General features: G+C 60.6%; 24 protein-coding genes and 1 pseudogene. 14 read left to right on the top strand and 11 right to left on the bottom strand.

From position 1 onward, the window contains the following. Nucleotides 1-139 precede the first annotated feature (139 nt). Nucleotides 140-1,603, bottom strand: a complete 1,464-nt coding sequence (gene betB / locus AC1DUP_RS17685) for a betaine-aldehyde dehydrogenase (RefSeq protein WP_477833449.1) — start codon at nucleotides 1,601-1,603, stop codon at nucleotides 140-142. A 152-nt stretch (nucleotides 1,604-1,755) separates the two neighbouring features. Then, nucleotides 1,756-2,340 (bottom strand): annotated as a pseudogene (gene betI / locus AC1DUP_RS17680) (transcriptional regulator BetI); the annotation flags it as partial. A gap of 155 nt (nucleotides 2,341-2,495) precedes the next feature. Here betI and AC1DUP_RS17675 point away from each other — a divergent pair. The 4 genes from AC1DUP_RS17675 to AC1DUP_RS17660 all read left to right on the top strand — a co-directional run bounded on the left by AC1DUP_RS17675 (nucleotide 2,496) and on the right by AC1DUP_RS17660 (nucleotide 6,536). Next, nucleotides 2,496-3,044, top strand: a complete 549-nt coding sequence (locus AC1DUP_RS17675; protein ID WP_477833447.1) for an HdeD family acid-resistance protein — start codon at nucleotides 2,496-2,498, stop codon at nucleotides 3,042-3,044. A gap of 213 nt (nucleotides 3,045-3,257) precedes the next feature. Further along, nucleotides 3,258-3,500, top strand: a complete 243-nt coding sequence (locus AC1DUP_RS17670) for a type II toxin-antitoxin system ParD family antitoxin (protein WP_113297136.1) — start codon at nucleotides 3,258-3,260, stop codon at nucleotides 3,498-3,500. 153 nt (nucleotides 3,501-3,653) lie between these two features. Then, complete coding sequence (locus tag AC1DUP_RS17665) at nucleotides 3,654-5,459, top strand: GGDEF domain-containing protein (protein WP_477833445.1); 1,806 nt, start codon at nucleotides 3,654-3,656, stop codon at nucleotides 5,457-5,459. Between the two features lie 78 nt (nucleotides 5,460-5,537). Next, the gene (locus tag AC1DUP_RS17660) at nucleotides 5,538-6,536 is read left to right on the top strand and encodes an NAD(P)H-quinone oxidoreductase (RefSeq protein WP_477833443.1); all 999 of its coding nucleotides are present in this window, start codon (nucleotides 5,538-5,540) and stop codon (nucleotides 6,534-6,536) included. On the opposite strand, the gene AC1DUP_RS17655 is transcribed toward AC1DUP_RS17660, so the two are convergent. Further along, a complete protein-coding gene (locus AC1DUP_RS17655) occupies nucleotides 6,517-7,941 on the bottom strand; it encodes an MFS transporter (protein ID WP_477833441.1) in 1,425 nt (474 codons plus the stop codon). The genes AC1DUP_RS17660 and AC1DUP_RS17655 overlap by 20 nt on opposite strands. 99 nt (nucleotides 7,942-8,040) lie before the next feature. Between AC1DUP_RS17655 and AC1DUP_RS17650 the strand changes: the two genes are divergently transcribed. After that, a complete protein-coding gene (locus AC1DUP_RS17650; RefSeq protein ID WP_113509679.1) occupies nucleotides 8,041-8,664 on the top strand; it encodes a helix-turn-helix transcriptional regulator in 624 nt (207 codons plus the stop codon). 58 nt (nucleotides 8,665-8,722) lie between these two features. Here the strand turns inward: AC1DUP_RS17650 and AC1DUP_RS17645 are convergent, their stop codons facing one another. Then, the gene (locus AC1DUP_RS17645; RefSeq protein ID WP_477833439.1) at nucleotides 8,723-9,934 is read right to left on the bottom strand and encodes an MFS transporter; all 1,212 of its coding nucleotides are present in this window, start codon (nucleotides 9,932-9,934) and stop codon (nucleotides 8,723-8,725) included. Nucleotides 9,935-10,131: 197 nt separating this feature from the next. On the opposite strand from AC1DUP_RS17645, the gene AC1DUP_RS17640 reads away from it, so the two are divergent. Together AC1DUP_RS17640 and AC1DUP_RS17635 are read left to right on the top strand one after the other, a co-directional pair. Further along, entirely contained in the window at nucleotides 10,132-11,139 is a 1,008-nt protein-coding gene (locus AC1DUP_RS17640) for an asparaginase (protein WP_477833437.1), read from the top strand. A 27-nt stretch (nucleotides 11,140-11,166) separates the two neighbouring features. Beyond that, the gene (locus AC1DUP_RS17635) at nucleotides 11,167-12,156 is read left to right on the top strand and encodes a hypothetical protein (protein WP_477833435.1); all 990 of its coding nucleotides are present in this window, start codon (nucleotides 11,167-11,169) and stop codon (nucleotides 12,154-12,156) included. A gap of 44 nt (nucleotides 12,157-12,200) precedes the next feature. On the opposite strand, the gene AC1DUP_RS17630 is transcribed toward AC1DUP_RS17635, so the two are convergent. Continuing rightward, nucleotides 12,201-12,956, bottom strand: coding sequence for a DeoR/GlpR family DNA-binding transcription regulator (locus tag AC1DUP_RS17630; RefSeq protein WP_477833433.1), 756 nt, complete (start codon nucleotides 12,954-12,956; stop codon nucleotides 12,201-12,203). 123 nt (nucleotides 12,957-13,079) lie between these two features. Between AC1DUP_RS17630 and AC1DUP_RS17625 the strand changes: the two genes are divergently transcribed. Then, nucleotides 13,080-13,436, top strand: coding sequence for a phosphoglycerate kinase (locus tag AC1DUP_RS17625; protein ID WP_113297127.1), 357 nt, complete (start codon nucleotides 13,080-13,082; stop codon nucleotides 13,434-13,436). Nucleotides 13,437-13,539: 103 nt separating this feature from the next. Then, nucleotides 13,540-14,160 (top strand): glutathione S-transferase family protein, encoded by a 621-nt coding sequence (locus AC1DUP_RS17620; protein WP_477833430.1) that lies wholly within the window; start codon nucleotides 13,540-13,542, stop codon nucleotides 14,158-14,160. Here the strand turns inward: AC1DUP_RS17620 and AC1DUP_RS17615 are convergent. Together AC1DUP_RS17615 and AC1DUP_RS17610 are read right to left on the bottom strand one after the other, a co-directional pair. Further along, entirely contained in the window at nucleotides 14,157-14,510 is a 354-nt protein-coding gene (locus AC1DUP_RS17615; RefSeq protein ID WP_113297125.1) for an MmcQ/YjbR family DNA-binding protein, read from the bottom strand. The genes AC1DUP_RS17620 and AC1DUP_RS17615 overlap by 4 nt on opposite strands. A 43-nt stretch (nucleotides 14,511-14,553) precedes the next feature. Further along, a complete protein-coding gene (locus AC1DUP_RS17610) occupies nucleotides 14,554-14,907 on the bottom strand; it encodes a hypothetical protein (protein ID WP_477833428.1) in 354 nt (117 codons plus the stop codon). 16 nt (nucleotides 14,908-14,923) lie between these two features. Here AC1DUP_RS17610 and AC1DUP_RS17605 point away from each other — a divergent pair, with 16 nt between their 5' ends. Continuing rightward, entirely contained in the window at nucleotides 14,924-15,820 is an 897-nt protein-coding gene (locus AC1DUP_RS17605; protein ID WP_477833426.1) for a LysR substrate-binding domain-containing protein, read from the top strand. Nucleotides 15,821-15,823: 3 nt separating this feature from the next. Here the strand turns inward: AC1DUP_RS17605 and AC1DUP_RS17600 are convergent, their stop codons facing one another. After that, nucleotides 15,824-16,489 carry a glutathione S-transferase family protein gene (locus AC1DUP_RS17600; RefSeq protein ID WP_477833424.1) on the bottom strand — a complete coding sequence of 222 codons (666 nt, stop codon included), beginning with the start codon at nucleotides 16,487-16,489 and terminating at the stop codon, nucleotides 15,824-15,826. 96 nt (nucleotides 16,490-16,585) lie between these two features. After that, nucleotides 16,586-17,968, bottom strand: coding sequence for a TIGR03808 family TAT-translocated repetitive protein (locus AC1DUP_RS17595; RefSeq protein ID WP_477833422.1), 1,383 nt, complete (start codon nucleotides 17,966-17,968; stop codon nucleotides 16,586-16,588). 225 nt (nucleotides 17,969-18,193) lie between these two features. Here AC1DUP_RS17595 and AC1DUP_RS17590 point away from each other — a divergent pair, with 225 nt between their 5' ends. Beyond that, entirely contained in the window at nucleotides 18,194-20,491 is a 2,298-nt protein-coding gene (locus AC1DUP_RS17590; protein ID WP_113309923.1) for an EAL domain-containing protein, read from the top strand. Here the strand turns inward: AC1DUP_RS17590 and AC1DUP_RS17585 are convergent, their stop codons facing one another. Further along, the gene (locus AC1DUP_RS17585; protein WP_113309924.1) at nucleotides 20,492-21,463 is read right to left on the bottom strand and encodes a glycerophosphodiester phosphodiesterase family protein; all 972 of its coding nucleotides are present in this window, start codon (nucleotides 21,461-21,463) and stop codon (nucleotides 20,492-20,494) included. Nucleotides 21,464-21,602: 139 nt separating this feature from the next. Here AC1DUP_RS17585 and AC1DUP_RS17580 point away from each other — a divergent pair, with 139 nt between their 5' ends. Further along, complete coding sequence (locus AC1DUP_RS17580) at nucleotides 21,603-22,169, top strand: dienelactone hydrolase family protein (RefSeq protein WP_477833419.1); 567 nt, start codon at nucleotides 21,603-21,605, stop codon at nucleotides 22,167-22,169. Between the two features lie 5 nt (nucleotides 22,170-22,174). Here the strand turns inward: AC1DUP_RS17580 and AC1DUP_RS17575 are convergent, their stop codons facing one another. Then, a complete protein-coding gene (locus tag AC1DUP_RS17575) occupies nucleotides 22,175-22,771 on the bottom strand; it encodes a DUF922 domain-containing Zn-dependent protease (RefSeq protein WP_477833417.1) in 597 nt (198 codons plus the stop codon). Nucleotides 22,772-22,929: 158 nt separating this feature from the next. Here AC1DUP_RS17575 and AC1DUP_RS17570 point away from each other — a divergent pair, with 158 nt between their 5' ends. Next, nucleotides 22,930-23,940, top strand: a complete 1,011-nt coding sequence (locus AC1DUP_RS17570; protein WP_477833415.1) for a ligase-associated DNA damage response exonuclease — start codon at nucleotides 22,930-22,932, stop codon at nucleotides 23,938-23,940. A gap of 175 nt (nucleotides 23,941-24,115) precedes the next feature. Beyond that, nucleotides 24,116-25,750 (top strand): cisplatin damage response ATP-dependent DNA ligase, encoded by a 1,635-nt coding sequence (locus AC1DUP_RS17565; protein ID WP_477833413.1) that lies wholly within the window; start codon nucleotides 24,116-24,118, stop codon nucleotides 25,748-25,750. Nucleotides 25,751-25,829 lie beyond the last annotated feature (79 nt).

The raw sequence follows: 25,829 nt of genomic DNA, 5'->3' as shown, positions 1-25,829 counted from the left end.
CCTCCCCACAAGGGGGAGGGGCTTAACTTGCCGCTCTGTCTTGCTACCCATCACCACCACAACGGATGAGGTCGAACGCGACGATGCGGCCCGTTAGTCCCTCCCCCTTGTGGGGAGGGGTTGGGGAGGGGACTTTTAGTCAGTACGGCGAGGCAACCGGCCCCATGCCGACATAAACCGTCTTCAGCTCGCTATAGTGCTCAAGCGCTGCCAGCGAATTCTCCCGTCCGAAGCCCGATTGCTTCGATCCCCCGAAGGGGATTTCCACCGGGCAGAGATTGTAGGTATTGATCCAGAGCGTGCCGGCCTCCAGCTGGTCGACGACGCGGTGAGCGCGTGTCAGGTCGGCGGTGAAGACGCCGCCGGAGAGGCCGAACTCCGTCCTATTGGCGCGCTTGATCACCTCGGCTTCATCGTCGAAATCGAGCACACACATGACCGGGCCGAAGATCTCTTCGCGCGCGATCGTCATGCCGTCATTGACATCGGCAAAGACGGTCGGCTGCACATAATAGCCTTCGCCCGTCACATGGTTCGGAATACCGCCGCCGGTCACCAGTGTCGCACCCTCGGCCTTGCCCTTCTCGATATAGGCGAGCACCTTCTCGCGTTGCGCCCAGGAGACCATCGGGCCAAGCTGCGTGGCTTCATCCATCGGGTCGCCGATGAGGATCGCTTCGGTCCGCGTCTTCAGCCGTTTCAGGAATTCACCCTTGATCTTCTTTTGCACGAACACGCGCGTGCCGTTGGAGCAGACCTGGCCCGTCGAATAGAAATTGCCGAGCATCGCACCGCCGACGGCGCTGTCGAGGTCGGCGTCATCGAAGACGATCAGCGGCGACTTGCCGCCAAGCTCCATCGTCACGTGCTTGAGCTGGCCTGCGGCCGCGGCAGCCACCTTGCGCCCGGTCGGAACCGAGCCGGTCAGCGAAACCTTGGCGACATCAGGGTGGTTGACGAGCAGCGGCCCCGTGTCCCGGTCGCCCTGGATGACGTTGTAAAGGCCCTTCGGCAGGCCGGCCTCGTGCAGGATCTCGGCAATCTTCAACGCGCCGAGCGGCGTGGTTTCCGAGGGCTTGAAGACCATGGCATTGCCGGCAACCAGCGCCGGTGCACCCTTCCAGCAGGCGATCTGTTGCGGATAATTCCAGGCGCCGATGCCGACGCAGACGCCGAGCGGCACGCGCTTCGTATAGGCGAAGTCCTGGCCGAGCGGGATGTGCGAGCCATTCAGCCCCGCCGGTGCTACGCCGCCAAAGAATTCGAAGGCGTCGGCGCCTGAGGTCGGATCGGCAACGATCGTTTCCTGGATCGGCTTGCCGGTGTCGAGCGTCTCCAGTTCCGAAAGCTCGCGGTTGCGCTCACGCATGATTTCGGCTGCACGCTTGAGGATGCGCCCGCGCGCCATCGGGCTCAGTGCCGCCCATTCCGGCTGGGCGCGTTTGGCAGCGGCGATTGCCTTGTCGACGATGGCGGGCGTTGCGGCATGCAGCCGGGCGATCACTTCGCCGGTTGCCGGATAGATGCTTTCAATGACGGTGCCGCCGTCATCCTCGACATATTCCCCGTCGATGAAGTGCGATGCTTTCGGCTGGGCTTTCATGTCTTTTGTCCCTGGCTTGGTTCGATCTGGTCGTCCCTTCTCCCCTCGGGGAGAAGGTGGCCCACAGGGCCGGATGAGGGGGCTGCAATCTCGGCCTTGCGGCCGCTCGCTCCTGCGTCGCTCACCCCCTCATCTGTCCTTCGGACATCTTCTCCCCGACGGGGAGAAGGGGAGGTGGCTGCCAAGAGCGCATTCACATAGTCTTCCGTCAGCGCGATCGAGGCTGCGATGCCGATCGGCGCCGATTTCAGACTTTGGCGGATATAGAGTCCATCGATCATCGCGGCCGCGCCCTCGGCAATGCGTTCTGCGGCATCTGTAGGGCAGAGCGACTTGAGCGACGCAAGCAGGTTGGAGCGCAGGCGTCGGGCATAGATAACGAGGAAACGCCGCGTCTCCTCGGATCGCTGTGCCTCTGCATAGAAGGCGAGCCAGGCGGCGATAGTCTGTGGCGCGAACTGGTCGGCGTTAAAGCTGACGCGGATGATGGCCGAGATCCGTTCGCGCGGCGTTGCAGCTTGTCTCAGCGCCGTTACCGCGTCGTCGCGCAGCTGCCGTAAAAGGAAACGGATCGTCTCGATCAGCAGCTGTTCCTTGCTGCCGAAATAGTGATGCGCAAGCGCGGGCGACACACCGGCCCGCCGGGCTATGTCCGACATGGTGACGCTCAGCGAGCCGTGATCGCCGATCACCCGCAGCGCCGCATCCACAAGCGCCTTGCGGCGCACCGGTTCCATTCCGACCTTCGGCAAGCTCTGTCCTCCCGAGAATGCATGGAGCGTATTTTTGATTGACTGATCAATCAATAAAAATCTTTCACTGAATTGATCTCGCTCATCTCTTTCCGTGCGAAATTGTTGCAGCATATCTCCAGCAATCAGGAGGTGCGCCGATGGCTAATATTTACGACGGAATGCCTGCATCCCCGCTGCGGTCGAAATGGGTATGGTTCGTCGGTCTCGGCGTGTTGCTTCTCATCTGCGGCCTCATCGCTCTCGGCAACCTGCTGATGGCGACCGTCGCTTCGGTCTTTTATGTCGGCATGCTGATGCTGGCAGGTGGTGTTATCTATCTCGTCCACGCCTTTCAGGTGCGCGGCTGGGATCACGTCCTCTTCTGGGCGTTGAGCGGCGTTCTCTATGTGCTCGCCGGCATATTCGCCTTCATCAATCCGATCCTCACCTCGGCAGCCTTGACGCTGTTTCTCGCCATTGCGCTGCTCATTGCCGGCGTCTTTCGCGTCTTCGTCGGCAGGCGTATGCGGCCGCTCAAAGGCTGGGGCTGGATTGTCGCAAGCGGCGTCATCACCGCCCTTGCAGGCTTCCTGATTGCGCTCGGTTGGCCGGTCAACAGCCTCTGGATCCTCGGCCTGTTCCTGGCAATCGATCTTATCGTTCAGGGCTGGACAATGCTCGCCTTCGGCATAGGTATCCGGTCTTGAAATTGTGGAGAGAGGCCGCCGGATGGTCGGGTCCCAGCCGTTTCTTTTTTGACAAGAAGATGACGGGGTACTAAAATTCCGGAATTGAAGGCTGCTCCTGAGAAGGGCCGCCTCCTGTGCTGAGGCACTTCGGCATTGGCGCGCGTCGCCCCAGAAAGCCGAAAATGGACCCCCGAGGCAGTCTCTGCCGAAATAGAATGGGAGGAGAATTCCATGCCGATGGTCACCGTTTCCATCTCACCGCTCCAGGCAGCCGGCATCCGCGATGCTGTCGATCAAGGCGGATATGCATCGAGCAGCGAAGTCGTGCGCGAAGCACTGCGCCTGTGGGATGCCGCCCGTAAATTGGGCGAATATCGCAACGAAGTTCTGGCCGATGAAAGCGCACCCAGCGGCGGCAGATGCGTCGCCGATATGTTCGCCGATCACGAAGCGGAACACCGCCGCTCGGCTTGAGTAAGCCTTTGATTGAAAAAACAAAAATCTAATAAGCGCTCAGCGTGCATGAGCGTTTGCGCGTTCATAAAAGTTTCACACTGACGAAAGGGTTCGTTGACCCTTCTGCTCCATTGTCCGGCCGAAAAAGAAAAGGTTACAGTGGAGATTGGCATGTCTTTGGCTGCCAGCGTCGAACCGGGTGTCGTGCGTCGTTACGCTAGCGATCAGATCGTCACCCTCGCCAAACTCGTCGTCGAAAATGCGTTTCAGCCGATCGTCGAAGCCGGCACCGGCACGGTCTTCGGTTATGAATCCCTCATGCGCGGACAGGAGCGCATCGGTTTCGAAACGCCGATCGAAATCCTCGACGAAGCCCATGAGACCGGTCAACTCCTGCAGCTTGAGCAAATGGTCGCGAACCGCGCACTCGCCAAGTTTGCGACGCTCTCGAATTTCGCGACCGCCACGCTTTTCCTCAATCTCGACGTTCGCCTCATCCCGCATGGCAATCGTCTTGTCGAGAGCCTGCTGCTGCAGCTGAAAACGGCGAATATCCCCCCGTCCTCCATCTGCTTCGAATTCTCCGAGCGCTTCGACAATACCAGCGTGCCCGAGTTCGCCGAACTCGTCTTGCGCCTGCGCAAGGCTGGCTTCAAGCTCGCGATCGACGATTTCGGCGTCGGCCACGGCGAGATGAAGCTGCTCTGCGATTACTCCGTCGACTATCTGAAGATCGACCGCCATTTCGTCGCCGATATCGATCGCAGCCCGCGCAAGCGGCATCTGCTGAAGAGCATCGTCCACATGGCCCACGTGCTCGGCACCCGCGTGATCGCCGAGGGCATCGAGACGGAAGCCGAATTTATCGTCTGCCGCGATTATGGTGTCGACCTCGTGCAGGGCTGGTTCATCTCCCGCCCATCGACGCATCTCTCAGAGCTCGTGCCGGCCTACCCGCACTTGCAGGAGCTCGGCAAGAACAAGGGCAACAGCCAGTCGCTCGACGAAATCCTCATTCGCAAGCAGATCGAAATGCTGCCGACCGTCTATGAGAGCGACGCCATCGATACGGTCTTCGAGCTGTTCCGCCGCAACCCGCGCCAGGCCTATTTCCCGGTCCTGAACGCCAATGGTGAACCGCGCGGCATTATCCACGAGCATCACCTCAAGGAATATATCTATCAGCCCTTCGGCCGCGATCTCCTGAAGAACAAGGTCTACGAGCGCACCATCTCGCATTTCGTCGAGCGCGCGCCGATCGTCGGCCTCGACAGCGACGCCGACCAGCTGATGGCGATCTTCGCCAATATGGAAGGCAGCAACTGCCTGATCCTCACCGACAACATGCGGTATGCAGGTGTCGTTTCCGCCGCTTCGCTGATCAAGGTCATCAACGAAAAGCAGCTGAAGACGGCGCAGGACCAGAACCCGCTGACCGGCCTGCCGGGTAACCGCGCCATCCGTGATTTCATGCGCAATTCTGGCCGGGACGGCGATGAAGTGCGCCATTTCTGCTATTGCGACTTCGACAACTTCAAACCCTTCAATGATGCCTACGGCTTCCATCTCGGCGATCATGCGATCTCGCTCTTCGCCGCGCTGATGCGCCGTTACTTCTTCGCCGAGCGCCACTTCCTCGGCCATGTCGGCGGCGACGACTTCTTCATCGGCGTCGTCGGCTGGACGAAGGAGGAACTGACGGAAATCCTCGATCGTCTGATCAGCGATTTCCATGATGACGTGCTTGATTTTTATTCGGATGAGGACCGCGCTGCCGGCCGTATCCGCGGTCACGATCGCGCCGGCGCGGAAGCCTTATTCCCGCTGATGCGCTGCTCGATCGGCGTTCTCGAACTGCCGGAAGGTCTCGTCATCGACGATATCAATCGCGTCAGCGCCGAGATCGCCCAGGTGAAGTCGAGCGCCAAGGAGAGCGACGAGGGCCTCATATTCCATACGTTAGGCGAGGCGAATTGACGCCTCTGTTACTTCCGGCCTTCCCAAGCCCCGGACCCTGAATTATCTCCAATGCTTCGGAATAGGGAGAGCCGGGTCATGTCGTTGCCTTCGCATATGCGTTTTGTCGATCTGCCGTCTTTCGGCGGGCCGGAGGCGATGGTCATTGCAAACGGACCGGTGCCGGTGCCGGGCGAAGGCCAGATCCTCGTCCATACAGAGGCTGTTGGCGTCAACCGCCCTGATATTTCCCAGCGCCAGGGGAGCTATCCGCCACCGAAGGATGCGAGCCCCATTCTCGGCCTCGAACTTGCCGGCGAAGTCGTTGCGATCGGCCCCGGCGTGACTGGCTATTCGCTGGGCGACAAGGTCTGCGGCCTCGCAAACGGCGGCGCCTATGCCGAATATTGCCTTCTGCCCGCCGGCCAGGCACTGTCTTTCCCTAGGGGATACGATGCAGTGAAGGCGGCGGCTCTTCCGGAGACTTTCTTTACCGTCTGGGCAAACCTCTTCCAGATGGCCGGTCTGACGGAAGGCGAGAAAGTGCTGATCCATGGCGGTTCCAGCGGCATCGGTACAACCGCCATTCAGCTCGCCAAGGCTTTCGGCGCCGAGGTATATGCGACCGCCGGCTCCAAGGAGAAGTGCGAGGCCTGCGAGAAGCTCGGCGCCACGAGGGCCATCAACTACAAGCAAGAGGATTTCGCCGCCGTCATCAAGGAAGAGACCGGTCACGGCGTGGATATCGTCCTGGACATGATCGGCGCGGCCTATTTCGAAAAGAACATCGCCTCGCTGGCCAAAGACGGCTGCCTTTCCATCATCGCCTTCCTGCAGGGCGCGGTTGCCGAAAAGGTCAACCTGGCGCCGATCATGGTCAAGCGCCTGACGGTGACCGGCTCCACCATGCGCCCGCGCACGGCAGAGGAGAAGCGGGCGATCCGCGACGATCTCTTGTCCGAAGTCTGGCCGCTTCTCGAAGCCGGCACGGTCGCGCCCGTCATCTACAAGACCTTTGCCTTCCAAGATGTGGCCGCCGCCCATCGGCTGATGGAGACCAGCAACCATATCGGCAAGATCATGCTGAAGCTCGGTTGAGCGATAGCGCCGCGCCGATGGCAATCAGCCCTGGCACGGCCATGATCAGATAGAGCCAACCTGCAGCTGAAAGCGCCCCTGCAACGCCTCCCGGCTCTACCAGTCCTGCGCCATTGGCGATGACGCCGGCAAAGGCCGCGCCGAAAGCGCTGCCGAGCGAGCTCATGGTGGGGATTGCCGCCGACGCTTTGTCCTGCTCGCTGTCGATTACGAGCTTCAGAACCTTGGCGACGAGATGTGCCCAGCCAAGGCCGACCCCGAAACCCATCATGAACATGGCAACCGCCGCCGGTCCAAGGATCGCGAGATGCGCATCAGGATTTTCGCGGGCGAGGAAGATGGCGAGTGCGGCTGTTGCCGTGGCCTCCGTCACACAGCCTGCAATAATTGCCGCGTTGGCTTTCCGGCCGGAGAAGGAGCCGCTAGAGAAAGCGGCCACCGTCCATCCGAGCGCGACCAGCGCCACCAGATAGCCCGAAATCAGCGGCGTCACCCCGTGCAGGACCTGCAGGAAATAGGGAATGAAGATATCGCTGACCAAAACGAAGGTCAGACCGAGCATTGTGAGGTACACCCGCGAGATCGGTTGACTGAGCGTTACCGCGCCTGATGGCAGCAGCCGGTTGTCTCCCCTGCGTTCGATGACGAGCATCGCGCCGACGGCGACGACCGAAACGGCGATCAGCGCGATCTTCGCCGTTGTCATCTCGACCGTGCCCGCGGTGCTGACCAGGAGCACCGCCGCCAGCAACAGGCAGATCTGCATGACAGGCACCTTCGTCTGTTCGCGGTCGTCCTCGGCCTCTGGTAGCAGCCGCGGCGCCAGCATCGCCATCAGTACGCCGAGCGGCACGAGCACGGCGAAGGCATAGCGCCAGCTGCTGCCATGCGCAAAGAAGCCACCGAGCGTCGGCCCGATGACGGTCGACACACCCCAGATCGCCGCATAGAGCGTCGAAGCCTTGGGCCAGAGCGGCTCGGGATAGACAAAGCGGATGAAAGCGTAACAGAGGGCGGCAAGTGCGCCGGTGCCGAAACCCTGCACCGTTCGGCCGATCAGCACGACCGGCATCGAAGGTGCAACAGCGCAAAGCAGGCTGCCGACACCGAAGACCACGGCCGCAACAATATAGACATTGCGCAGACTAATGCTCCTCGGTCGCATCGCCATGAAGATCGACCCCAGTATAGTGGCAGCGATATAAAGTGTCGTCACCAGGGAAAACAGCTCAAGCCCACCGATGTCCCGCACGATGCTCGGCGCGATCGTCGCTGTAATGTAACTTTCGACGGCTGAGATCGTCATGCCGCCGCCAAGCATCAATGTCGCCGGCAACAGCGAGGGAGAAAACAGCTGGAAGAGGGAGGTTGACGAGCCGGGTGGCTCCAAGGCGGTCTCGGACATGATGAATCCTTGCGTTTTTCCTGGCTCGTGATTATTTTCCAAGTTATTAATTGGAAAATTGCATGAGCCTCGGATTAAAACAAGAGATAACTTGGAAATATGCGCCAGTCTCCCGTCAACCGCATCCTGATCCTGTTGAAGACCGAAGGGCCGCAGCTCGCTGCTGCAGTCGGCGATGCGCTCGGCATTTCCGGTGAGGCCGCCCGACAGCAGCTTGCCAAGATGGCGGAAGAAGGGCTGGTGGAACCTGTCACCGTCGCCGCCAGGGGCAGGGGGCGCCCAAGCCAGCTCTGGCATCTGACGGCTGAGGGTAACAGGCATTTTCCGGATGGCCATGCTGAACTGACGGCAACCTTGCTGACGACTGTTGTCGAGCAGCTCGGCCCCGCCGCGCTCGATGCAGTCATTGCCGCCCGCGAAAACGAAACGCTGCAGCGCTATCGCGAAGAGCTTGCCGGCAGGCCGGATCTTGCCGCCCGCGTCGAGGGGCTCGCCGCCATCCGAAGCCGCGAGGGCTATATGGCCGATAGCTGGCAGGAGAGCGACGGATCATTGATGCTTGTCGAAAACCATTGTCCGATCTGCGCGGCGGCGACGGTCTGCGCCGGCTTCTGCCGTTCGGAAATCGAAACCTTCCGCAGCGTGCTTTCGGCCAATGTCGAGCGTAGCGAGCATATCCTGCTTGGCGCGCGCCGCTGTGCCTATCGGATTACCCCGAGATAGAGCAATTCCCGGAAAAGTGTCGTTCGGTTTTCCATAAGGAATTGCCAAGAAGAGAGATTTAGGCCGGCTGGCGCACGCGACTGCCGCTTTCCAGATAAAGCAGGATCACGATTGTGACGATGCCGACAGCGGCGCCGACGAAGGCCGTGCCGGAATAATCGGTGACTGCCGTTCCCAGAGCGAAAACACCTGCGGCGACGCCGATGCCGATAAAGGTGTTGAGCGAGATCAGTGAACTGCCAAGCCCCGGCCGGTCGGCGATGAGATCCTGCAGATAGGTGATCGGCAGGCTGAGGATCGCAGCCGCCCCGCAGGCGTTGAGACCGAGCAGCGCATAGAGCTGCCAGGGTGCGGTAGCAAAGCCGAGCAGCACCAGGTAGAGGCAGTAGAGCACCGAGCCGAAAGCCAGCACATGCACCGTATGGAAGCGCCGCTGCACCAGCCCCCACATCATCATGAAGGGCATTTCTAGGAGGGCCGTCAGGCCTGACAGGAAGCCGACGTCGACGACCGAGCCGCCGATCGAGTGCACGATGATGAGCGGTGCGACCATGCCGTTCAGCCGCTGCAGGCCGAGCAGCAGCGACATGACGAAGACACGCTGGAAAACATCGGGCGCAAAGACCCGCTTTAGCGAGGCGAAGAAACCTGGCTGGTTGGGCATCGTCTCGTGCGACGGGCCGTTGCCGGGTGCGAAGAAGAAATAAAGGCAGAAGCAGATCAGGCTTGCCACCGCCGCAACCGCGTAGGCCGGCGTCATCGATGGCGAGGTCACCAGCGCAAGGCCGACCAGCCCCGGCGCCACCGCCCAGGAGCCGGAATAGAGCGCCCGCACCGTCGAAGTGATGGCGACCGCCTCGCTGCGGGCCAGCTGATTGGTGCGCGCCCGCACGCTCGCAAAGAGCAGCGAATAGGTGGAATTGCTCATCGGCACTAGAAACAGCACCGAAAAGATGAAGATGGCAGGACTGTGGATGAGCGCGATCGATCCGAAGCCGATAATGCCTGCAACCGAAAGCGCCAGCACCAGCGGCCGTCTTTCCGTCAGCCTGTCGGACCATATGCCGAGCGTAAGGCTGATCGCGACATTGACGACGGCAGCGGCAAACACCAGCGCCGAATAGGCGCCGTCACTCATGCCGAGTTCGCTGATGCCGATGATCGACTGATAGGGGACGGTCGAGGCATAGGTGAAGGCGAGTGCAACCAGGGTGACGGTCGGAATGCGGATGCGGCTGTCGCGGATGATGGAAGAAAATGAAGATGGCATGAGAACGAGTCCTGATGCCCTGTCTCTAGCTCCATCGTGCCTACACGGAAAACGATAGTTTGCCGCAACAACAGTCACTTCGTGTGATGGTTGTTTAGATGCTGTGATCGGCCGGCATGCAGCGCAAATTCCATTGGCTTTCGGAAAGCGAGGGGCTATGCCCTCAGTCTCCCTGCCAACAATCCGGATTCTCGCCCATGTCCAATCCCGTCCTCGTTGAAGTCACCCGAGGTTCGCTCGTCGAAAGCCGCCATCGCGGATCGGTTGCGATCGTGGATGGCGATGGCCGTGTCGCCTTTTCGCTGGGTGATATCGAGGCTGGCGTCTTTCCGCGCTCGGCCTGCAAGGCGATGCAGGCGCTGCCGCTGGTCGAAAGCGGCGCGGCGGATGCCTATGGGTTCGGCAACAAGGAACTGGCTCTCGCCTGTTCCTCCCATAGCGGCGAGGACGAACATGTGGCGCTCGCCGCCTCCATGCTCTCGCGAGCCGGCCGTGACATGGACGCATTGGAATGCGGCGCGCACTGGTCCTCGGACCAGAACACGCTGATCCACCAGGCGCGCACGCTGGAGAAGCCGACGGCGCTTCACAACAATTGCTCCGGCAAGCATGCCGGCTTCGTCTGCGCCTGCTGCCATCAGGGCATCGATAGCAAGGGTTATGTCGGATACGACCATCCGCTGCAGCAGCAGATCCGCGACGCCATGGAGAACCTGACGGGTGCAGCACTCGGCCATGACAATTGCGGCACCGATGGCTGCTCCATTCCGAGCTATGCCGTGCCGCTGAAGGCACTCGCCCATGGCTTTGCGAAGATGGCAACGGGCAATGGCCTCGGTCGTGAGCGTGCAAAAGCATCCCGCCGCCTTTTCGAAGCCTGCATGGCAGAGCCCTTCTATGTCGCCGGCACCGGCCGCGCCTGCACCACGCTGATGCAGATCGCCCCCGGCCGCATCTTTTGCAAGACGGGCGCGGAAGGCGTCTTCTGCGCCGCCATCCCGGAACAGGGTATTGCGATCGCATTGAAGTGTGATGATGGTACCACCCGCGCTGCCGAAGCCATGGTTGCGGCGACACTTGCCCGCTACTTCGAAAAGGGCAGCAAGGAACATGCTGCGCTGACCGCTCTGGCGAATAAATCGATGCACAACTGGAATGGCATCCATGTCGGTGATGTCAGGGTGACCTCGGCTTTGACCGAGTGAGCGCAGGTCAACAAGGAAAATATCTGGATGGCAAGATTCGGATCGTTCGGCGTCGTTGCGGTCACGGCATTCTGGGCAGGGGTTGGGTGCGCGCAGGCGGCAGAATCCTCCGGCGGTTCGCCTAACCCGCTCCTCGGCAGTTTGACGACTGAATCCAAATGTCAAATCCTGGTCGACGCGATGCGCGACAATAACCAGACAGTCATCAATGAGGGTGCCAATGCCGTCATCATATCGGTGATGGAGCATTTCGATGTCATAAGGCAGAAATTCGGCGAGAGGGAAGCCCAGCAGCTCATCGAACGATCATTCAGGGGATGCCTTAGTCATCCCGATGAAACAATCTTCAGCCAGGGGCGCGCCTCGTTTCAATCGATTCTTCAAGAGATCAGCCAGCCTGGCTACGGCGACGAACCTGGGCTGGATGATGTCGCCGTTCCCGCAAATGTGCAGGCAACGGCCGCAAAGCTGCAGGCGATACTGCCCAACGGACCTGTCGCACTAGAGGCCAGCATTACGAGGACGAGCAGCACAAGACCCGGTCACCAGGTCACCCTCGTCGTCAAACCAGGCAAAAGCGGGACGACCCGGGTTCGTGAAGTCTATAGTCCAAGCTTCGTCATGGACCGTGAAGAGGTGGGTCCAGTGCAGCTGAAATCCAAAAACAATCAGCGGGGCTTACACGGCCCTCAGGAAAACCGGAGGATAACGATCACGACAGCATTGACGTTGACCGTCTCGGCTTGGGCTGCTGATGCCTCCTTTTCCTTCGATACGGAAATGTCGGGAGGAGCCGGGCTTCAAGAAACCTCCTGCATGATTGGCCGGTCGGTCGAAGCGAAGACTGTCCACGCTGCTCTTGAAGGCCGCGCCTGGTCGCTGCAGTGCGACCATACAAGCTGGAAGGAAAGCGGATATTATATCGAGGAACTTCGCTACTTCTTGGTCATGCACAGTCAATCCGATGATCTCGGCGCCTCTGATTACTCGATCGACAGCATCGAAATCACACGTTGAATCGTAGGTAGAAGGGTCACGCTGTTCTCTGTCTCACAGGGCAATCACGCTGCCAAGATCGCAGCGTTGAGATCGCGATAGGGCTTCAGCCGTTCGGCCGGCATTTCCGCTGGCACGATCAGCCCCGCCACCTCGCTGACGGCCAGCACCGGGCAGGGTGAAACGAGATCGAATTTCTCCGCGGTCAGCAGCACATGCGTCTCCGCTGAACAGCGGGCAATGTGCCGCTTGATTGCCGCCTCCTCGAAATCTCCGGTCGAAAATCCGTGCACGGAATGCGCGGCAGTCACACCGAGGAAGAAGATATCCGGCCGCAGGGCCGAAATCGCCGCCATCGCGACCGCACCCGTCGCCACCATCGAGTGCTTATAGAGCCTGCCGCCGCAGAGGATCACCTCGGCGGTCGGGTGATGCTCCAGCTCGGCGGCAATCGTCGGGCTGTGCGTGGCGATGGTGAGGGGAATGTCTCGCGGCAGGTGGCGCGCCACTTCCGCCGTCGTCGTTCCGCCGTCGAGAAATACCATCTGCCCGGCTTTCACCATCTGCGCCGCCTTTGCGCCGAGCCGGGCCTTGATCTCGGAAGCGACTTCACTGCGGGCCGTGAAGTCGGGCAGATCAGGGGCAATGGGCAAGGCGCCGCCATGCACGCGCTTCAGCAGCCCTTCCGCGGCCATCTCCCGCAGATCGCGGCGGATCGTATCCTCCGAGAGTTCGAAATCCTCCGCCACCCGCTTGGCAATCACCTGCCCGTCGCGGCGCAGGATATCGAGGATGAGGGCCTTGCGTTGGCTGGTCAGCATGAATGCTCCTGCACGAAAATCTACAAAACATCGCGAATATGCACGAATTGACTCGACATTCAAGAAATATCGTGCATTTTCGCGAAATCCCGTGCATGAGGCCGGGAGTTGATGGAGTAGATCATGTTAATTTTGATTGCCGGGCCCTACAGGTCCGGAACGGGCGATGACCCGACAAAGATGGCTGCCAACCTCAAGCGCCTGGAGGAGCCGTCCTGCGCACTTTTCCGGGCAGGCCATGTGCCCATGATCGGCGAATGGGTGGCCTTGCCGATCTGGCATGCGGCCGGGGGAAAGTCTGTCGGAGATGATCTCTACGAGGAAATCTTCCATCCGGTGGCCGGCCGGCTACTGCAGCTCTGCGAGGGCGTGCTGCGCCTGCCGGGCGATTCCAAAGGGGCGGATAACGACGTGCGCATCGCCACCGAGCGCGGCATTCCGGTTTGGTACCGGCTGGAAGATGTGCCAGGCTGCGCCTGAGCGTCGCTTATTCTGCCGGCCGAGGTGAAGAGAAAGCACGGCTCTATCTTTCGCCGGCCCTGAAGCTCACGCTATAAGGCTCCCCGAAAAGGGGAGTCTCATCATGCTTACACTTTATTTCGCACCGGGAAGCTGCGCGCTTGCAAGTCTTATCGCCCTTGAGGAATCCGGCCTCTCCTTCGACGCCAAGAAGGTCAATACGCGGGAAAACGAACAGCGTTCGGAAGCCTATCTGAAGATCAATCCGAAAGGTCGCGTTCCAGCCCTGGCGACCGAACGTGGCGTGCTGACCGAGAATACGGCAATCCTTGCTTATATCGCCCAGATCGCGCCAGCCGCAAAGCTTGGCCCGATCGACGATCCCTTCGAGTTTGCGCGACTGCAGGCTTTCAACAGCTACATCTCGTCGACCGTGCATGTGAACCATGCCCACCGCCCGCGCGGGTACCGTTGGGCCGATGACGCCGCCGCGCTGGAGGCGATGAAGGCCAAGGTGCCGCAGACCATGACCGAAAGCTTCGAACTGATCGAGGCAAGCCTGTTCCAGGGTCCGTGGGTCATGGGCGACGCCTATACGGTCGCCGATCCCTATCTCTTCGTCATGACTGGCTGGCTGCCATCCGACGGCGTCGATCCCTCGGTTTTCCCGAGGGTCAGCGAGCATTACGGCCGCATGCTGGAGCGCGCCGCGGTACAGCGCGCACTTGCACGCGAAAAAGTCTAAGCCCTGTAGGCGAATATCAACTTCTTCGGCGCCCGGTACGTCCAGGCGTCGATCAGCCGCTGCTTGAGTTCGTCGTCGTCGATAACGGCAATCCGGACCGGCAGATGCGGCCAGCCGACATAGTGGTTCGTCTGATAGTAGATATCGGGCGCCATCGTCAGCAGGTGTTCCTTGTGGTCGATCGGGATCGAGATCACCACCGTTTCATCGTTCTTGACCGCGACGAAACTTTTGCCACCGACCTTCAGCGCCGGGCTGCCATAAGAGGTACTTTCCTCGATGCCAGGCAGGCCTGCCTCCGTTGCCAGCCGCCTCAACCGCGCCAGAATGCCTTCCACACTTTCCGTCATGCCGCCCGCCCTGAATATTCCTGAACGGGAATATATTACAGTTTCAGACGCATTTCTCTAGTTGTCGTTGTGGCGTGCGGTGCGACGCGGGCATCGGCAAAGGCAGGTCTGCAAGCTCGCGCTGTGACATGGCAACGATATCAGGGTGATCGAACAGATCGACATCCCAATCATATTCGGTCGGTGAGCTACTCGTACCAGGATTTGGTTGGCTCCAGAAAAACTTCAGCAGTGTCATCTCGGCTCTCGCTTTCTCAAGGCGTGGCACAGCCATCGGCGCGAGCAGGATCATCCTGCCTCGACGGCTCATTCTATCCAATGCCTTCGGAGATAATCGTCTTGTGCTGTCAATATCGGCGATGAATATCCGCTTTTCAATTGAGATTACCGGTTCCATACTATAGGAAAACTATATGAGAAATCTCAATTCCGTACATCTCAATGGCCTTCGCGCATTGGAGGCCGTTGGCCGGCTGGGCTCGCTTCAGGCGGCCGCGGATGAACTTGGCGTCTCCGTCGGCGCCGTCAGCCAGCAGGTCATCAAGACTGAAGCACAGCTCGACCGGCTGCTCTTCGAGCGCACGCCGAAGGGCATGCTGGCAACGGAAGCAGGCGCTCCCGTTCTTGCCGCCCTGAACGAAGGCTTCCTCCGTCTTGCGGAAGCTGTCTCGATGGCGCAGCGCAAGGACGAATGCATCCTGACCATATCGGTGGCGCCTGTTTTGGCTGCCCGCTGGCTGGTCTGCCGGCTTGATAGGTTCATGGAGCGCCACCCGGAAATCAACCTGCGCCTCGACGCGACGACCAAACTCGTCAATCTGGCCGCCTCCGATATCGATGTTGCCATCCGCGTTGGAAAGGGCCATTGGCCGGGCGTGAAGGTCGAGCATCTCCTGGAGCAGGTGGTGTTTCCTGTCTGCTCTCCCGAGATGGCCGCGAAGCTGAAGGAGCCGGCCGATATCCTGAAACTGCCGGCCGTCATCGATGCTCACGCCATGTTCACATGGGATGTCTGGATGCAGGCAGCCGGTCTCTCTGGCGCGCCGCCTGCCGTACGCCACAGCTTCAACGATGCCTCGCTTTGCCTCGATGCGGCGATTGCCGGTCAGGGCGTGATGCTTGCCTGGCAGACGCTTGCGGGCTTTTCGCTGCAGGAAGGCCGGCTGATCGCACCCTTCGGCATTCGCGCCAATACCGGCGACGGTTATTACTTCGTGAGTGCCGAAGGCAGCCGTGAGCCGAAGAAGGTGCGCGACTTCAAGGCCTGGATCCGCGAGGAAATGGCTGAAACGGCCGCGATCTTCGGCTGATCCTCAGACTTCGGCCGGCTCCAGCGAGCGCTTGTGCTGCATCTCCAGATAGGCCGGGCGCGACTGGCAGCGCCTGATCCAGGCATCGATGTTCGGATGCGCGTCGAAGAGCGCGGTTTCGCTCTGGGCGTAGCGCAGAACTTCCGCGATGTTGAGGTCGGCGACCGTGAAACGCCCGCCGAGGATCCAGTCCTTGCCGTCGAGTTGCTTTTCGAGGACCGAAAGCGGCCGCTTCATGGTGCGGCAGGCGACATCGATCACCGCGCGTCCCGCCTCGGTGTTTTCGTTGCCGTTGTCATAGGTCGAGACGATCTTGCCCGTGTTGCCGTCGAGTTCGGAAACCGCCCAGATCGTCCACATCGCCATCAAACCGTCTTCTTCGACGGTTTTTCCACCGAGCTCTCCGCCATATTTGCGCGCAAGATAGAGATTGATCGCCAGCGACTCGTTCAGCACGAGATCGCCGTCCTTGATGCAAGGGATCAGCGCCATCGGATTGAGCGCAAGGAATTCCGGCGTGAGCGTGTTAACAGGCGCATCCGGCGACAGCGGATTGGCAAGCCGACTGGCCTGCAGCACCGGCACGGATCTGAATTCGATCCCCAGTTCCTCGGCCATCCAGTAAACGCGTGCGGAACGCGAGCGGTAAACCCCGTAGATTGTCAGCATGGCATATCCCCTTCTATTTCGCGCCGACCCTAAAGCCAGCGCAGGAATGAAGAAAGCACCTGCGGATGATATGTCGATGAAAGCTTTTGATAGCGCTCAGGAAATCCGGTTCCGCGCTACGGTCAGCTGACCGTAGCGGGAGCTATCGTCCGCAAGCTCGTCCGAGACCTGCTTCTCCCATTCGAAGCCCAGCACAGCGCCCTTGCCCATCTCCTGGAAGATGTTGTCGGTGATGACGGCTGAACCTGCGCCCTCGGCAACCGAGACCGCGCAACCAACCGGCGACTTGCGCACCACATTGCCGTTGACGACGACGTTGCGCAGATAGGATCCCCAGCCGATCTGCAGCCCCCAGCGCGGCGCATCCTCGATGACATTGCCTGATACTAGCGTATCGGCCTCCGCCGCGATGCCGATACCGAAGCCGACTTCGTGTTTGTAGGGACCTTTGAGTGTCAGATTGCGGATAACGTTGCCAGTGACACTTGCCATCCGACCGCCCTGGTCGAAATTGGCAATCGAGATACCGTTAGCAGCGCCGTCGATCATGTTGCCTGACACGACGGCGCCGACGAATTCGAACTCGACATAAATGGCCGTCTCGCCCGAGCGGCGGCACTGGTTGTTGCTGATCAGGATGTTGGAGCCGGAATTGGCACGGACTGCGGTAAAGGCGCAGTCGGAGATCTGGTTGTCAGTCACCGTCACCCCGTCGGCGCGGAAAATATTGATGCCGTTGCCATTTTCGCCGGTGCCGCCATCATTGGCGCGGATACTGGAAACGCGGTTGCCGGAAATGATCGTGCCATCCTCGGCCTTCTTCCAGCGATGCACGAGAATGCCGCCATTGCCGCAGTCGGAGACCGTATTGCCCGTGATCGAAAGCCCCGCCGATTCCACCGCATAGATGCCGGACTGCCCGGCGCCCGAGATCTTGCTGCGCTCGATCCGCCCGCCGCAGCGCTCGAGCTGCAGCGCGTGCTTGCGGCTGCCGACGATCTCGCAATTGTCGATCAGCACCTCGCCGACGCCGGTGAACTGGATGAGGGCGCCGGCATAATCGGCGAGCCAGCGGTTCGATCCGTCGATGACGAGATTAGAAAGCTCGATGCGGCCTGCATTCTCTGCGGCAAAGAGGTGACCTTCGCCGGTATAGACGATCCGCGTCGCACCGGGCACGCCTGTGATCCGCGTATTGTCCGGCAGCGTCAGGTTGGAGATGCGATAGGTGCCAGGCGGCAGGAAGACCGGCACGTTCTCGCGCGCCGCTTTCTCGATCATCTGCTGTAGGTTGCGGTTCTTCTTGTCGCCGCTTTCGGGAATGGCCCGATACTGCACCGCATCGATCGTGCCGCGCAGGTCGGGTTTCACCGCACTGAGTGGAGCCGCAAAAGCGCGCGACGCCGTCACGGCCGCTGCGGAGGCCGTCAACATGCCAAGTATATCCCGCCGGGAGACGTTGCTGAATTCCTTCTTCATATCGGTGCCCACGCAGGAATCATGCCAGCAGAAATGTTTCTTTTCGACACATATCTGCAGAAGAAGAATAACCATCGGTCGAGTAGCAAACGCAACCTCTCGAATATTGTCGTCTTGTTCACCTTTCCACTTAAACAGCCCGAAGGAAATGCTCGTTATTTTAGAAAGCGGTTTCAATTATGACTATTGTGGATAGGCCTGCGGTTACCGGGAGAGAACAGCGTCATGAATGGAATGGGTGTCCGACGTTGGGAATCTGGTGATAACTTCAGTGCCGAGACACAACGTATCGTAGCTGCCACAGAGGCAATGATGGCGGCGACTGCCCATCATCTTTCCGAAGGCATAGAGAACCTCCGCCTCAAGGCGATCGTCCACGAGCTTCCCGATTTTCTTTACGTCAAGGACCGTGACGGCCGCTTCGTCTTCGCCAATGCTGTCATGGCGCGCAGCCACGGGCTGGAGAACGCTGCCGAGATCGCCGGCAAGCGTGACTTCGACCTGTTCGATTTTGAGACGGCCCGCCGATATTTCGATGTCGAGCAAGACATCATGTCGGGCGGCGAGCCCCGCATCGACATGGAAGAATTCGTGCCGCTGCCGGATGGCGGCATCATGTGTCGTCTGACCTCCAAGATACCGCTGCGCAACGACCGCGGCGAGGTGGTTGGCCTCATTGGCGTGTCTCGCGATATTACCGAGCGCAAGCGGCAGGAGGAGCTCTATCGCGGCCAGGCGAACCTTCTGGAAATGATCGCCCGCAACGAACCGTTGCCGATGATCCTCGAGGCGCTGGTGCTCATGATCGAGCGCCAGATGACCGGCATTTCCGGCTCCATTTTGCTGCTCGACAGCGAGGGTACGCGGCTCTACCACGGCGCGGCTCCCAATCTGCCCGGCGCCTATAGCCGCATGATCGACGGCGTCGCTATCGGCCCGAAAGTCGGCTCCTGCGGCACGGCAGCCTGGCGCGGCGAAACCGTTATCGTCGAAGACGTCATGGCCGATCCGCTCTGGGAGGATTTCCGGGCAATGGTCAGCCAGTTCGGCTTCCGCTCCTGTTGGTCCACGCCGATCTGCACGTCGCAGAAGAATGTGTTCGGCACCTTCGCGCTTTATTCAAAAGAGACGCGACGCCCGACCGAACACGAGATGACGCTGGTGGCACTTGCCACCCATATCGCCGGCATCGCCATCGAGCGCAAGCGAGTGGATGACCGCATCCATTTCATGGCCCATCACGATGATCTGACGGGCCTGCCGAACCGCGCTTTTCTCAAGGAGCGAATGGCGAAGATCCTCGATCAGGCTCGCCGCAACAACCGCAAGGTCACTGTCGCCTATATCGATCTTGATAATTTCAAGGAGATCAACGACACGAGCGGTCATGCCGCCGGCGACGAGGTGCTCAAGGAGACCGCTGCCCGCATGGCGAATTGTTTGCGCGCCTCTGATATGGTCGTGCGCCTCGGCGGCGACGAATTCCTCGTCGTGCTCGTCCACCAGTCCAGCCACGATGCCGGCATGATGCGGCGATTGCGTGAACTGCAGAAGGCGATTTCCAAGCCGGTCCGCTCCGAGGTAGGTGAGATCGCCGTTACCTCCAGCATCGGCATCGCTGCCTTCCCATGGGACGGCGCCACACCGGACGAGTTGCTCACCAACGCGGATCGCGCCATGTACCGTGCCAAACAGCTAGGCCGGAACACGCTGCAATATCACGACGGCGTCGTGAGCAATTCCGCCGGCCTGCCACTCAGTGAACAGGAGGAACTGCGCCAGGCGATCGTCGCCAACCAGCTTTTCCTGCTCTACCAGCCGCAGGTCGATGTCGCGACCGGCCGCATTACCGGCCTCGAAGCTCTGGTGCGCTGGAACCATCCGGAGAAGGGCGTGATACCGCCTGTCAATTTCATTCCGCTTGCGGAAGAAACCGGTCTCATCGTGCCGCTCGGTCTCTGGGTGCTGAACGAGGCCTGTCGCCAGGCCCGCACCTGGCAGGATATGGGCCTGACGCCACTGACCATGGCCGTCAACGTCTCGCCCAAGCAGTTTGCCGATCCTGATTTCGCCTCCCACGTCGCCGAAGCGATCGATAGCCATAGGCTCAATGCGCGCTGGCTGGAACTGGAGGTGACTGAAAGCGTCATCATGCAGGATGCCGCCCGCGCGCTCGCCATCATGCTGTCGCTGCGTGCGCTCGGCGTGCGCCTGTCGATCGATGATTTCGGCTCCGGCTATTCCTCGCTTGCCGCGCTGAAGACCTTTCCCTTCGACCGGTTGAAGATGGACCGCTCATTGGTCGAGGCCCTGCCTGCCGACAAGACCGCCGTCGCCATTGCGTCGGCCGTCATTTCGCTCGCACAGACGCTGAAACTCTCGGTGCTCGCCGAAGGCGTGGAAACCGATGCGCAGCTGGAATTCCTGCGCCATGTCAGATGCGAGGAGGCGCAGGGCTATCGTTTCTCCAAGCCTGTCGCGCCGGAAGAGATCGTCGTCATGCTGCTGGCGCGTGGCGCCTGATCACTTCATCAGATCGGCAATCGTCTCGATCTCGTTCGTCCATATGCCGCCGGAGTAATTGGCTGGCAATTGCGCGAAGCGTTCGGCATTGTCGATACCGGTCGAAAAGCCGCCGCCGTGATAGGGGCCGATGACGAAGACCTGTGTATTTGCATCCTGCATGCGGTTGAGGAACCTGTCCGGCCAGCCCCAGAGCCATGGCGCATAATTGATCGGAACCAGCATCATAACATTCTTGCAATCATCAGGCAGAATGCCCGTCCAGCCGTAGCCGATATAGCCGGTAAGGCAGCCCATCAGGCTGGCGCGTGAAGCCGTGCGGATATCGGACGCCAGTTGCCGGAGCTGGTCGATCGGCTCATTGCCGCCATAGACGATGATCTTCGCGCGCCGTTCGGCAGGAAGGCCGTTCAGCACGGCAGCCAGCTTCTCGCCCTCCAAGGGGTCGCGGCTTTTGACATTGATGAGCAGATGTTTGTCCGGGAAGGTGGAGAAAACCTCGTCGAGCGTCGGCATCAGGCCGATGCCCTTGCCGCGGAAGGGGAAACTCTTGCCGCCATCGGCCGTATAGCCATAGCCGATGTCGAGTGTCTTCATCTCGGTCATGGAATGTTCGCGCGTGACGCCATGTCCGTCCGTGCGGCAGTCGAGCGTCCAGTCGTGGAAAACGGCGAATTGTCCGTCCGTCGTTGGGTGCACATCGATCTCCACTACATCGGCGCCGGCATCGAAGCCCGCCTGCATCGAGCGGATGGTATTCTCAAGATAATCGTGCTTCGGCGGCAGCATGCGCGTGGCCGTGCAGGTATCGTTCTTCAGATCCGTCTCGTCGAAGCGCTGGGCGATGCCGCGATGCGCCAGAAGCAGTGGCTTGCCCTCTCTATGTTCGGCTAAAAAGCTGGTATTATTGAGATAAACTGCGGCGGCAAAGGCGAGAACCGCCACGCCTGTATATTTGAGCTTCCGTCCCATCATCCCCTCCGGTCGTGCCTGGCAAATGGCTAGAAAGCGATTCCGGTGGATCTTTGGCTCATTTGGGGCTTTTATGGGTAAAGGCTCGCCTTCACGTTGCAGAAACCCTATGTTGACCCCGCAAAGCAGGGAGGTAGCGATGGCGGCGATTGTACTTTTTCATTCGGTCTACGGATTTCGGTCCCTTGAACGCGATGCTGCGGAGCGTCTGCGCGCGGGCGGCCATCAGGTGATCACGCCCGATCTCTATGAGGGCAGGATAGGGCGTACCCTCGAAGAAGGCTTCGCCTTCAAGAAAGAGATTGGCTGGGCCGAACTTTGCAGGCGCGCCGAAAAGGCGGTCGCCGACTTGCCGGCATCCGCCGTCCTCGGCGGCTTCTCCATGGGCGCAGGCGTAGCCGCAAGCCTCTGGTCGGGCCGACCGCAAGCAGCCGGCATTCTCTTGCTGCATGGTATCGCAGAAATTCCGGCCAATGCGCGCGAAGGCATTCCCCTGCAGGTCCATCTCGCAGAGCGCGACGAGTTTGCGCCGGCGGACGAGGTAGCTCCGTGGCGCGCGCATGCTGCGAGAGCCAATATCAGCCTGGAGGTTTTCCTCTATCCCGGCGTCGGTCATCTCTATACCGATCCGTCGCTGCCTGACTATGATGCAAAGGCGGCGGAGGCAACCTGGAGCCGCGTCGACGCTTTCCTCGCCGCGCTCTGAACCGGTCAGGAACCGTTCACCAGCTTCAGGATGAGCTGTTGGATGTTGCCGCCCTCGCTCATTTCCACGCGATCGAAATCCCGGCCGCGCTGGCGCTGCTTGTTGGAGAGCTCGCCGAGCCGTACCGTCAGTTCAGGCCTGATCTTCTTGCAGCCGGGATCGTCTGTCACCGAGAAGCCGTTGCTCAGCGTCTCGATCTCCTTGACCATTTCGATGATCGTCTCGCCATGCCAGCGCTCATGGGTGCGCACGCCGGTGATGAAGCTATCCCAGCTTGCCTTGGTAGCCGCCGGAAGGTCGTTTGGCGCTTTCGGCAGCGTGTAGATGATGGTGAGCTTCGGCTTTGCGAAAGTCAGTGTGCAGGCACTGCCCTGCTGTTCATATTTGCGCGTCCAGGTCAGCTTGAAAGTCGTATGCGCGATGACCCGTCCCGGCCCCACCTGCGGCCCGCGTTCGCCGATCGACCGGTAAAGCTCCATGCCGGTGCGGCCGGTGATTGCGTAAGCCTTCACTTCCTCACTCGGCTGCCAGTCGTTTGCCGCGGCCGCGGCGGGCAGCATCAGCCCGAGTGTCACCAACGCATATCTGAAAACAGTCCTCATAAGCCTCTCATTCGCTTTCCTGCTGCAGCGCGGGCGAAGCTAACGAGGCTTTTGGGCGGATGCAATGGACGGGGAGGCCGCATGGCCCGCCTTCACTGCTAAATTTGGCGCTGCGTATCCCACTGGCGCAAAACACATTTCCCACTATCTTTGCTGTCATGAGACCAGACGCGCTGCTCTATCCCGCCCCCGAAGGGCTCTATTGCCCGGAAGGCGGCTTCTATGTCGATCCGGTGCGGCCGGTGGAGCGGGCGCTGATCACTCATGGCCATTCTGACCATGCTCGTCCGGGCCATGTGAACGTGCTCGCCACCCGCCAGACGCTGGACATCATGCGCATCCGCTACGGCGACGGCTTCTCGGCCAGCGAACAGCCGGTCGCTTTCGGGGAGGAACTCGTCGTCAACGGCGTGAAGGTGAGCTTTTATCCCGCCGGCCATGTGCTGGGCTCGGCCCAGATCGCCATCGAGAAGAATGGTACACGCATCGTCGTATCGGGCGATTACAAGCGCCGCCCGGACCCGACCTGCGAAGCCTATGTGCCGGTGCCCTGCGATGTCTTCATCACCGAGGCGACCTTCGGCCTGCCGGTCTTTCATCATCCCGATCCAATAGACGAGACCGGCAAGCTGCTCGCCTCACTGCGCCAGTTCCCCGAACGCACGCATCTCGTCGGCGCCTACGCGCTTGGCAAGGCGCAGCGTGTCATCCGCCTGCTGCGCGACGCCGGTTACAGCGAGCCGATCTACATCCACGGTGCCATGGAAAGGCTTTGCGATTATTACGTGAGCCAGGGCATCGATCTCGGCGAACTCCTGCCGGCCACCATCGAAAGCCGTGATAAGTCCGTCTTCAAGGGCGCCATCGTCGTCGGCCCGTCCTCTGCCTTTGCCGACCGCTGGGCACGCCGCTTCAACGACCCGCTGCCTTCCTTTGCCTCTGGCTGGATGATGGTGCGCCAGCGCGCCAAGCAGCTCGGCGTTGAATTGCCGCTCGTCATATCAGACCATTGCGATTGGCCGGAACTGACCGAGACGATCACCGAACTTGCCCCGCAGGAAGTCTGGGTTACTCATGGCCGCGAGGAGGCGCTGGTCCGCTGGTGCGAGCTGCAGGGCATCAAGGCCAAGCCGCTGCATCTGGTGGGTTATGAAGATGAGGGGGATTGAGGATGGCGTTTGCGGCTGAAAACCCCTACCCAACCCCTCCCCACAAGGGGGAGGGGCTTTCGTGCCGCACCCTCGGCATTCCGTTTGCAGCGACCTGGAAGCATCCGCAGTTTAGCCCCTCCCACCTGTGGGGAGGGATTGGGGAGGGGACTTTCTCCGAAGTCGGAGGTTCAATATGAAAGCCTTCGCCGACCTCCTAGACCGCCTGGTCCTCACCCCCAGCCGCAACGGCAAACTGAAACTGCTGACCGACTACTTCCGCGACACGCCGGACCCCGATCGCGGCTACGGCCTTGCCGCCATCGCCGGCACGCTGGAGGTGCGCGACGTAAAGCCCGCCATGCTGCGCGAACTGGTTCTGGAACGCATGGACGACGTGCTTTTTCGTTATTCCTATGACTATGTCGGCGACCTTGCCGAAACCATCTCGCTGGTCTGGGACAATGAGCGCGATATCGACCGCTCCGCGCTTGCCCAGCCGCGCCTGGGAGAAGTCGTCGTCAAGATGAACTCCCTCGGCCGCACGGAGGTGCGCAGCTTCGTGCGCGACCTGCTCGACCGTCTCGATTCCTCCGGCCGCTTCGCCTTCATCAAGCTTGCGACCGGGGCGCTGCGCATCGGCGTGTCCGCCCGCCTCGCCAAGCAGGCGCTGGCCGATCTTGGCAACAAGGATGTCACCGAGATCGAAACGCTTTGGCACGGACTGCAGCCGCCCTATGAAAGCCTCTTCAAATGGCTGGAGGGCGGGGAAGAAAAGCCGGTGCTTGCAACGCCTGCGATTTTCCATTCGGTTATGCTCGCCAATCCGGTGGAGGAGGGCAATCTCGATGCCCTCGACCCCGCCGACTATGCTGCCGAATGGAAATGGGACGGTATCCGCGTCCAGCTTTCGCGCTCCGGTGAGACGCGCAGGATCTACTCCCGCTCCGGCGACGATATCTCCGGCGCCTTCCCTGATATTCTACAATCGATCAGCTTTGCCGGCGTTGTCGACGGCGAGCTTTTGGTCGGCGGTACGGCGCGCTCCAACAACCCGACCCGCACCTTCTCCGATCTGCAGCAGCGCCTCAATCGCAAGACGGTGACGGCAAAAATGCTGGAGGAATATCCCGCCTTCATCCGCGCTTACGACATGCTTTTCGACGGTGAGCAGGATGTGCGCGGCAAGAACTATATCGAGCGCCGCGACCGTCTCGCCGAAATCATCGAACACGCGCCTCACGACCGATTCGATCTGTCGCCGCTGGTGCCGTTCTCGACCTGGGAGGAGCTGGATGATCTGCGTGCCGCCCCGCCCGATCCCGTCATCGAAGGCGTGATGATCAAGCGCCGCGACAGCATCTATCAGGCCGGGCGCATGAAGGGGCCGTGGTTCAAGTGGAAGCGCAACCCTTTCAATGTCGATGCGGTGCTGATGTACGCCCAGCGCGGCCACGGCAAGCGCTCCAGCTATTATTCAGATTTCACCTTCGGCGTCTGGGCGGAAGGGGAGGACGGGGAGGACGGCGAACAGCTGGTTCCCGTCGGCAAGGCCTATTTCGGCTTCACCGATGCCGAGCTCGAAGTGCTGGACAAGTTCGTGCGTAACAACACGACCGAGCGCTTCGGACCGGTCAGGGCAGTGCGGGCGGATAAGGAGTTCGGCTTCGTGGTGGAAGTCGCCTTCGAGGGAATCAATCGCTCCACTCGCCACAAGTCGGGCGTCGCCATGCGCTTCCCTCGCATAGCGAGATTGCGTCCTGACAAGCCCTCCTACGAGGCCGATCGCCTGCGCACGCTCATTGCTATGATCGACGCCAAGGCGGGTTGATGACATCTGCCTGCGCAACAATGACGCAGGCCCCCCGTTTTCAACAGCATGTGTATTGGCGGCAACGCGCTTCCGGTGC

Source organism: Rhizobium sp. 01L419, from assembly GCF_056400025.1.
This window is presented reverse-complemented; position numbering and strand designations above follow the sequence as displayed.

Bases quoted from the DNA above. Each gene is read 5' to 3' on its own strand.
- AC1DUP_RS17625 (WP_113297127.1), top strand. From the start codon at position 13,080: ATGTTAATTTTGATTGCCGGGCCCTACAGGTCCGGAACGGGCGATGAC.
- AC1DUP_RS17655 (WP_477833441.1), bottom strand. From the start codon at position 7,941: ATGTCCGAGACCGCCTTGGAGCCACCCGGCTCGTCAACCTCCCTCTTC.
- AC1DUP_RS17610 (WP_477833428.1), bottom strand. From the start codon at position 14,907: ATGGAACCGGTAATCTCAATTGAAAAGCGGATATTCATCGCCGATATT.
- AC1DUP_RS17595 (WP_477833422.1), bottom strand. From the start codon at position 17,968: ATGAAGAAGGAATTCAGCAACGTCTCCCGGCGGGATATACTTGGCATG.
- AC1DUP_RS17665 (WP_477833445.1), top strand. From the start codon at position 3,654: ATGTCTTTGGCTGCCAGCGTCGAACCGGGTGTCGTGCGTCGTTACGCT.
- betB (WP_477833449.1), bottom strand. From the start codon at position 1,603: ATGAAAGCCCAGCCGAAAGCATCGCACTTCATCGACGGGGAATATGTC.
- AC1DUP_RS17575 (WP_477833417.1), bottom strand. From the start codon at position 22,771: ATGAGGACTGTTTTCAGATATGCGTTGGTGACACTCGGGCTGATGCTG.
- AC1DUP_RS17635 (WP_477833435.1), top strand. From the start codon at position 11,167: ATGGCAAGATTCGGATCGTTCGGCGTCGTTGCGGTCACGGCATTCTGG.
- AC1DUP_RS17565 (WP_477833413.1), top strand. From the start codon at position 24,116: ATGAAAGCCTTCGCCGACCTCCTAGACCGCCTGGTCCTCACCCCCAGC.
- AC1DUP_RS17640 (WP_477833437.1), top strand. From the start codon at position 10,132: ATGTCCAATCCCGTCCTCGTTGAAGTCACCCGAGGTTCGCTCGTCGAA.
- AC1DUP_RS17645 (WP_477833439.1), bottom strand. From the start codon at position 9,934: ATGCCATCTTCATTTTCTTCCATCATCCGCGACAGCCGCATCCGCATT.
- AC1DUP_RS17590 (WP_113309923.1), top strand. From the start codon at position 18,194: ATGAATGGAATGGGTGTCCGACGTTGGGAATCTGGTGATAACTTCAGT.
- AC1DUP_RS17675 (WP_477833447.1), top strand. From the start codon at position 2,496: ATGGCTAATATTTACGACGGAATGCCTGCATCCCCGCTGCGGTCGAAA.
- AC1DUP_RS17670 (WP_113297136.1), top strand. From the start codon at position 3,258: ATGCCGATGGTCACCGTTTCCATCTCACCGCTCCAGGCAGCCGGCATC.
- AC1DUP_RS17660 (WP_477833443.1), top strand. From the start codon at position 5,538: ATGTCGTTGCCTTCGCATATGCGTTTTGTCGATCTGCCGTCTTTCGGC.
- AC1DUP_RS17570 (WP_477833415.1), top strand. From the start codon at position 22,930: ATGAGACCAGACGCGCTGCTCTATCCCGCCCCCGAAGGGCTCTATTGC.
- AC1DUP_RS17620 (WP_477833430.1), top strand. From the start codon at position 13,540: ATGCTTACACTTTATTTCGCACCGGGAAGCTGCGCGCTTGCAAGTCTT.
- AC1DUP_RS17605 (WP_477833426.1), top strand. From the start codon at position 14,924: ATGAGAAATCTCAATTCCGTACATCTCAATGGCCTTCGCGCATTGGAG.
- AC1DUP_RS17650 (WP_113509679.1), top strand. From the start codon at position 8,041: ATGCGCCAGTCTCCCGTCAACCGCATCCTGATCCTGTTGAAGACCGAA.
- AC1DUP_RS17600 (WP_477833424.1), bottom strand. From the start codon at position 16,489: ATGCTGACAATCTACGGGGTTTACCGCTCGCGTTCCGCACGCGTTTAC.
- AC1DUP_RS17585 (WP_113309924.1), bottom strand. From the start codon at position 21,463: ATGGGACGGAAGCTCAAATATACAGGCGTGGCGGTTCTCGCCTTTGCC.
- AC1DUP_RS17630 (WP_477833433.1), bottom strand. From the start codon at position 12,956: ATGCTGACCAGCCAACGCAAGGCCCTCATCCTCGATATCCTGCGCCGC.
- AC1DUP_RS17580 (WP_477833419.1), top strand. From the start codon at position 21,603: ATGGCGGCGATTGTACTTTTTCATTCGGTCTACGGATTTCGGTCCCTT.
- AC1DUP_RS17615 (WP_113297125.1), bottom strand. From the start codon at position 14,510: ATGACGGAAAGTGTGGAAGGCATTCTGGCGCGGTTGAGGCGGCTGGCA.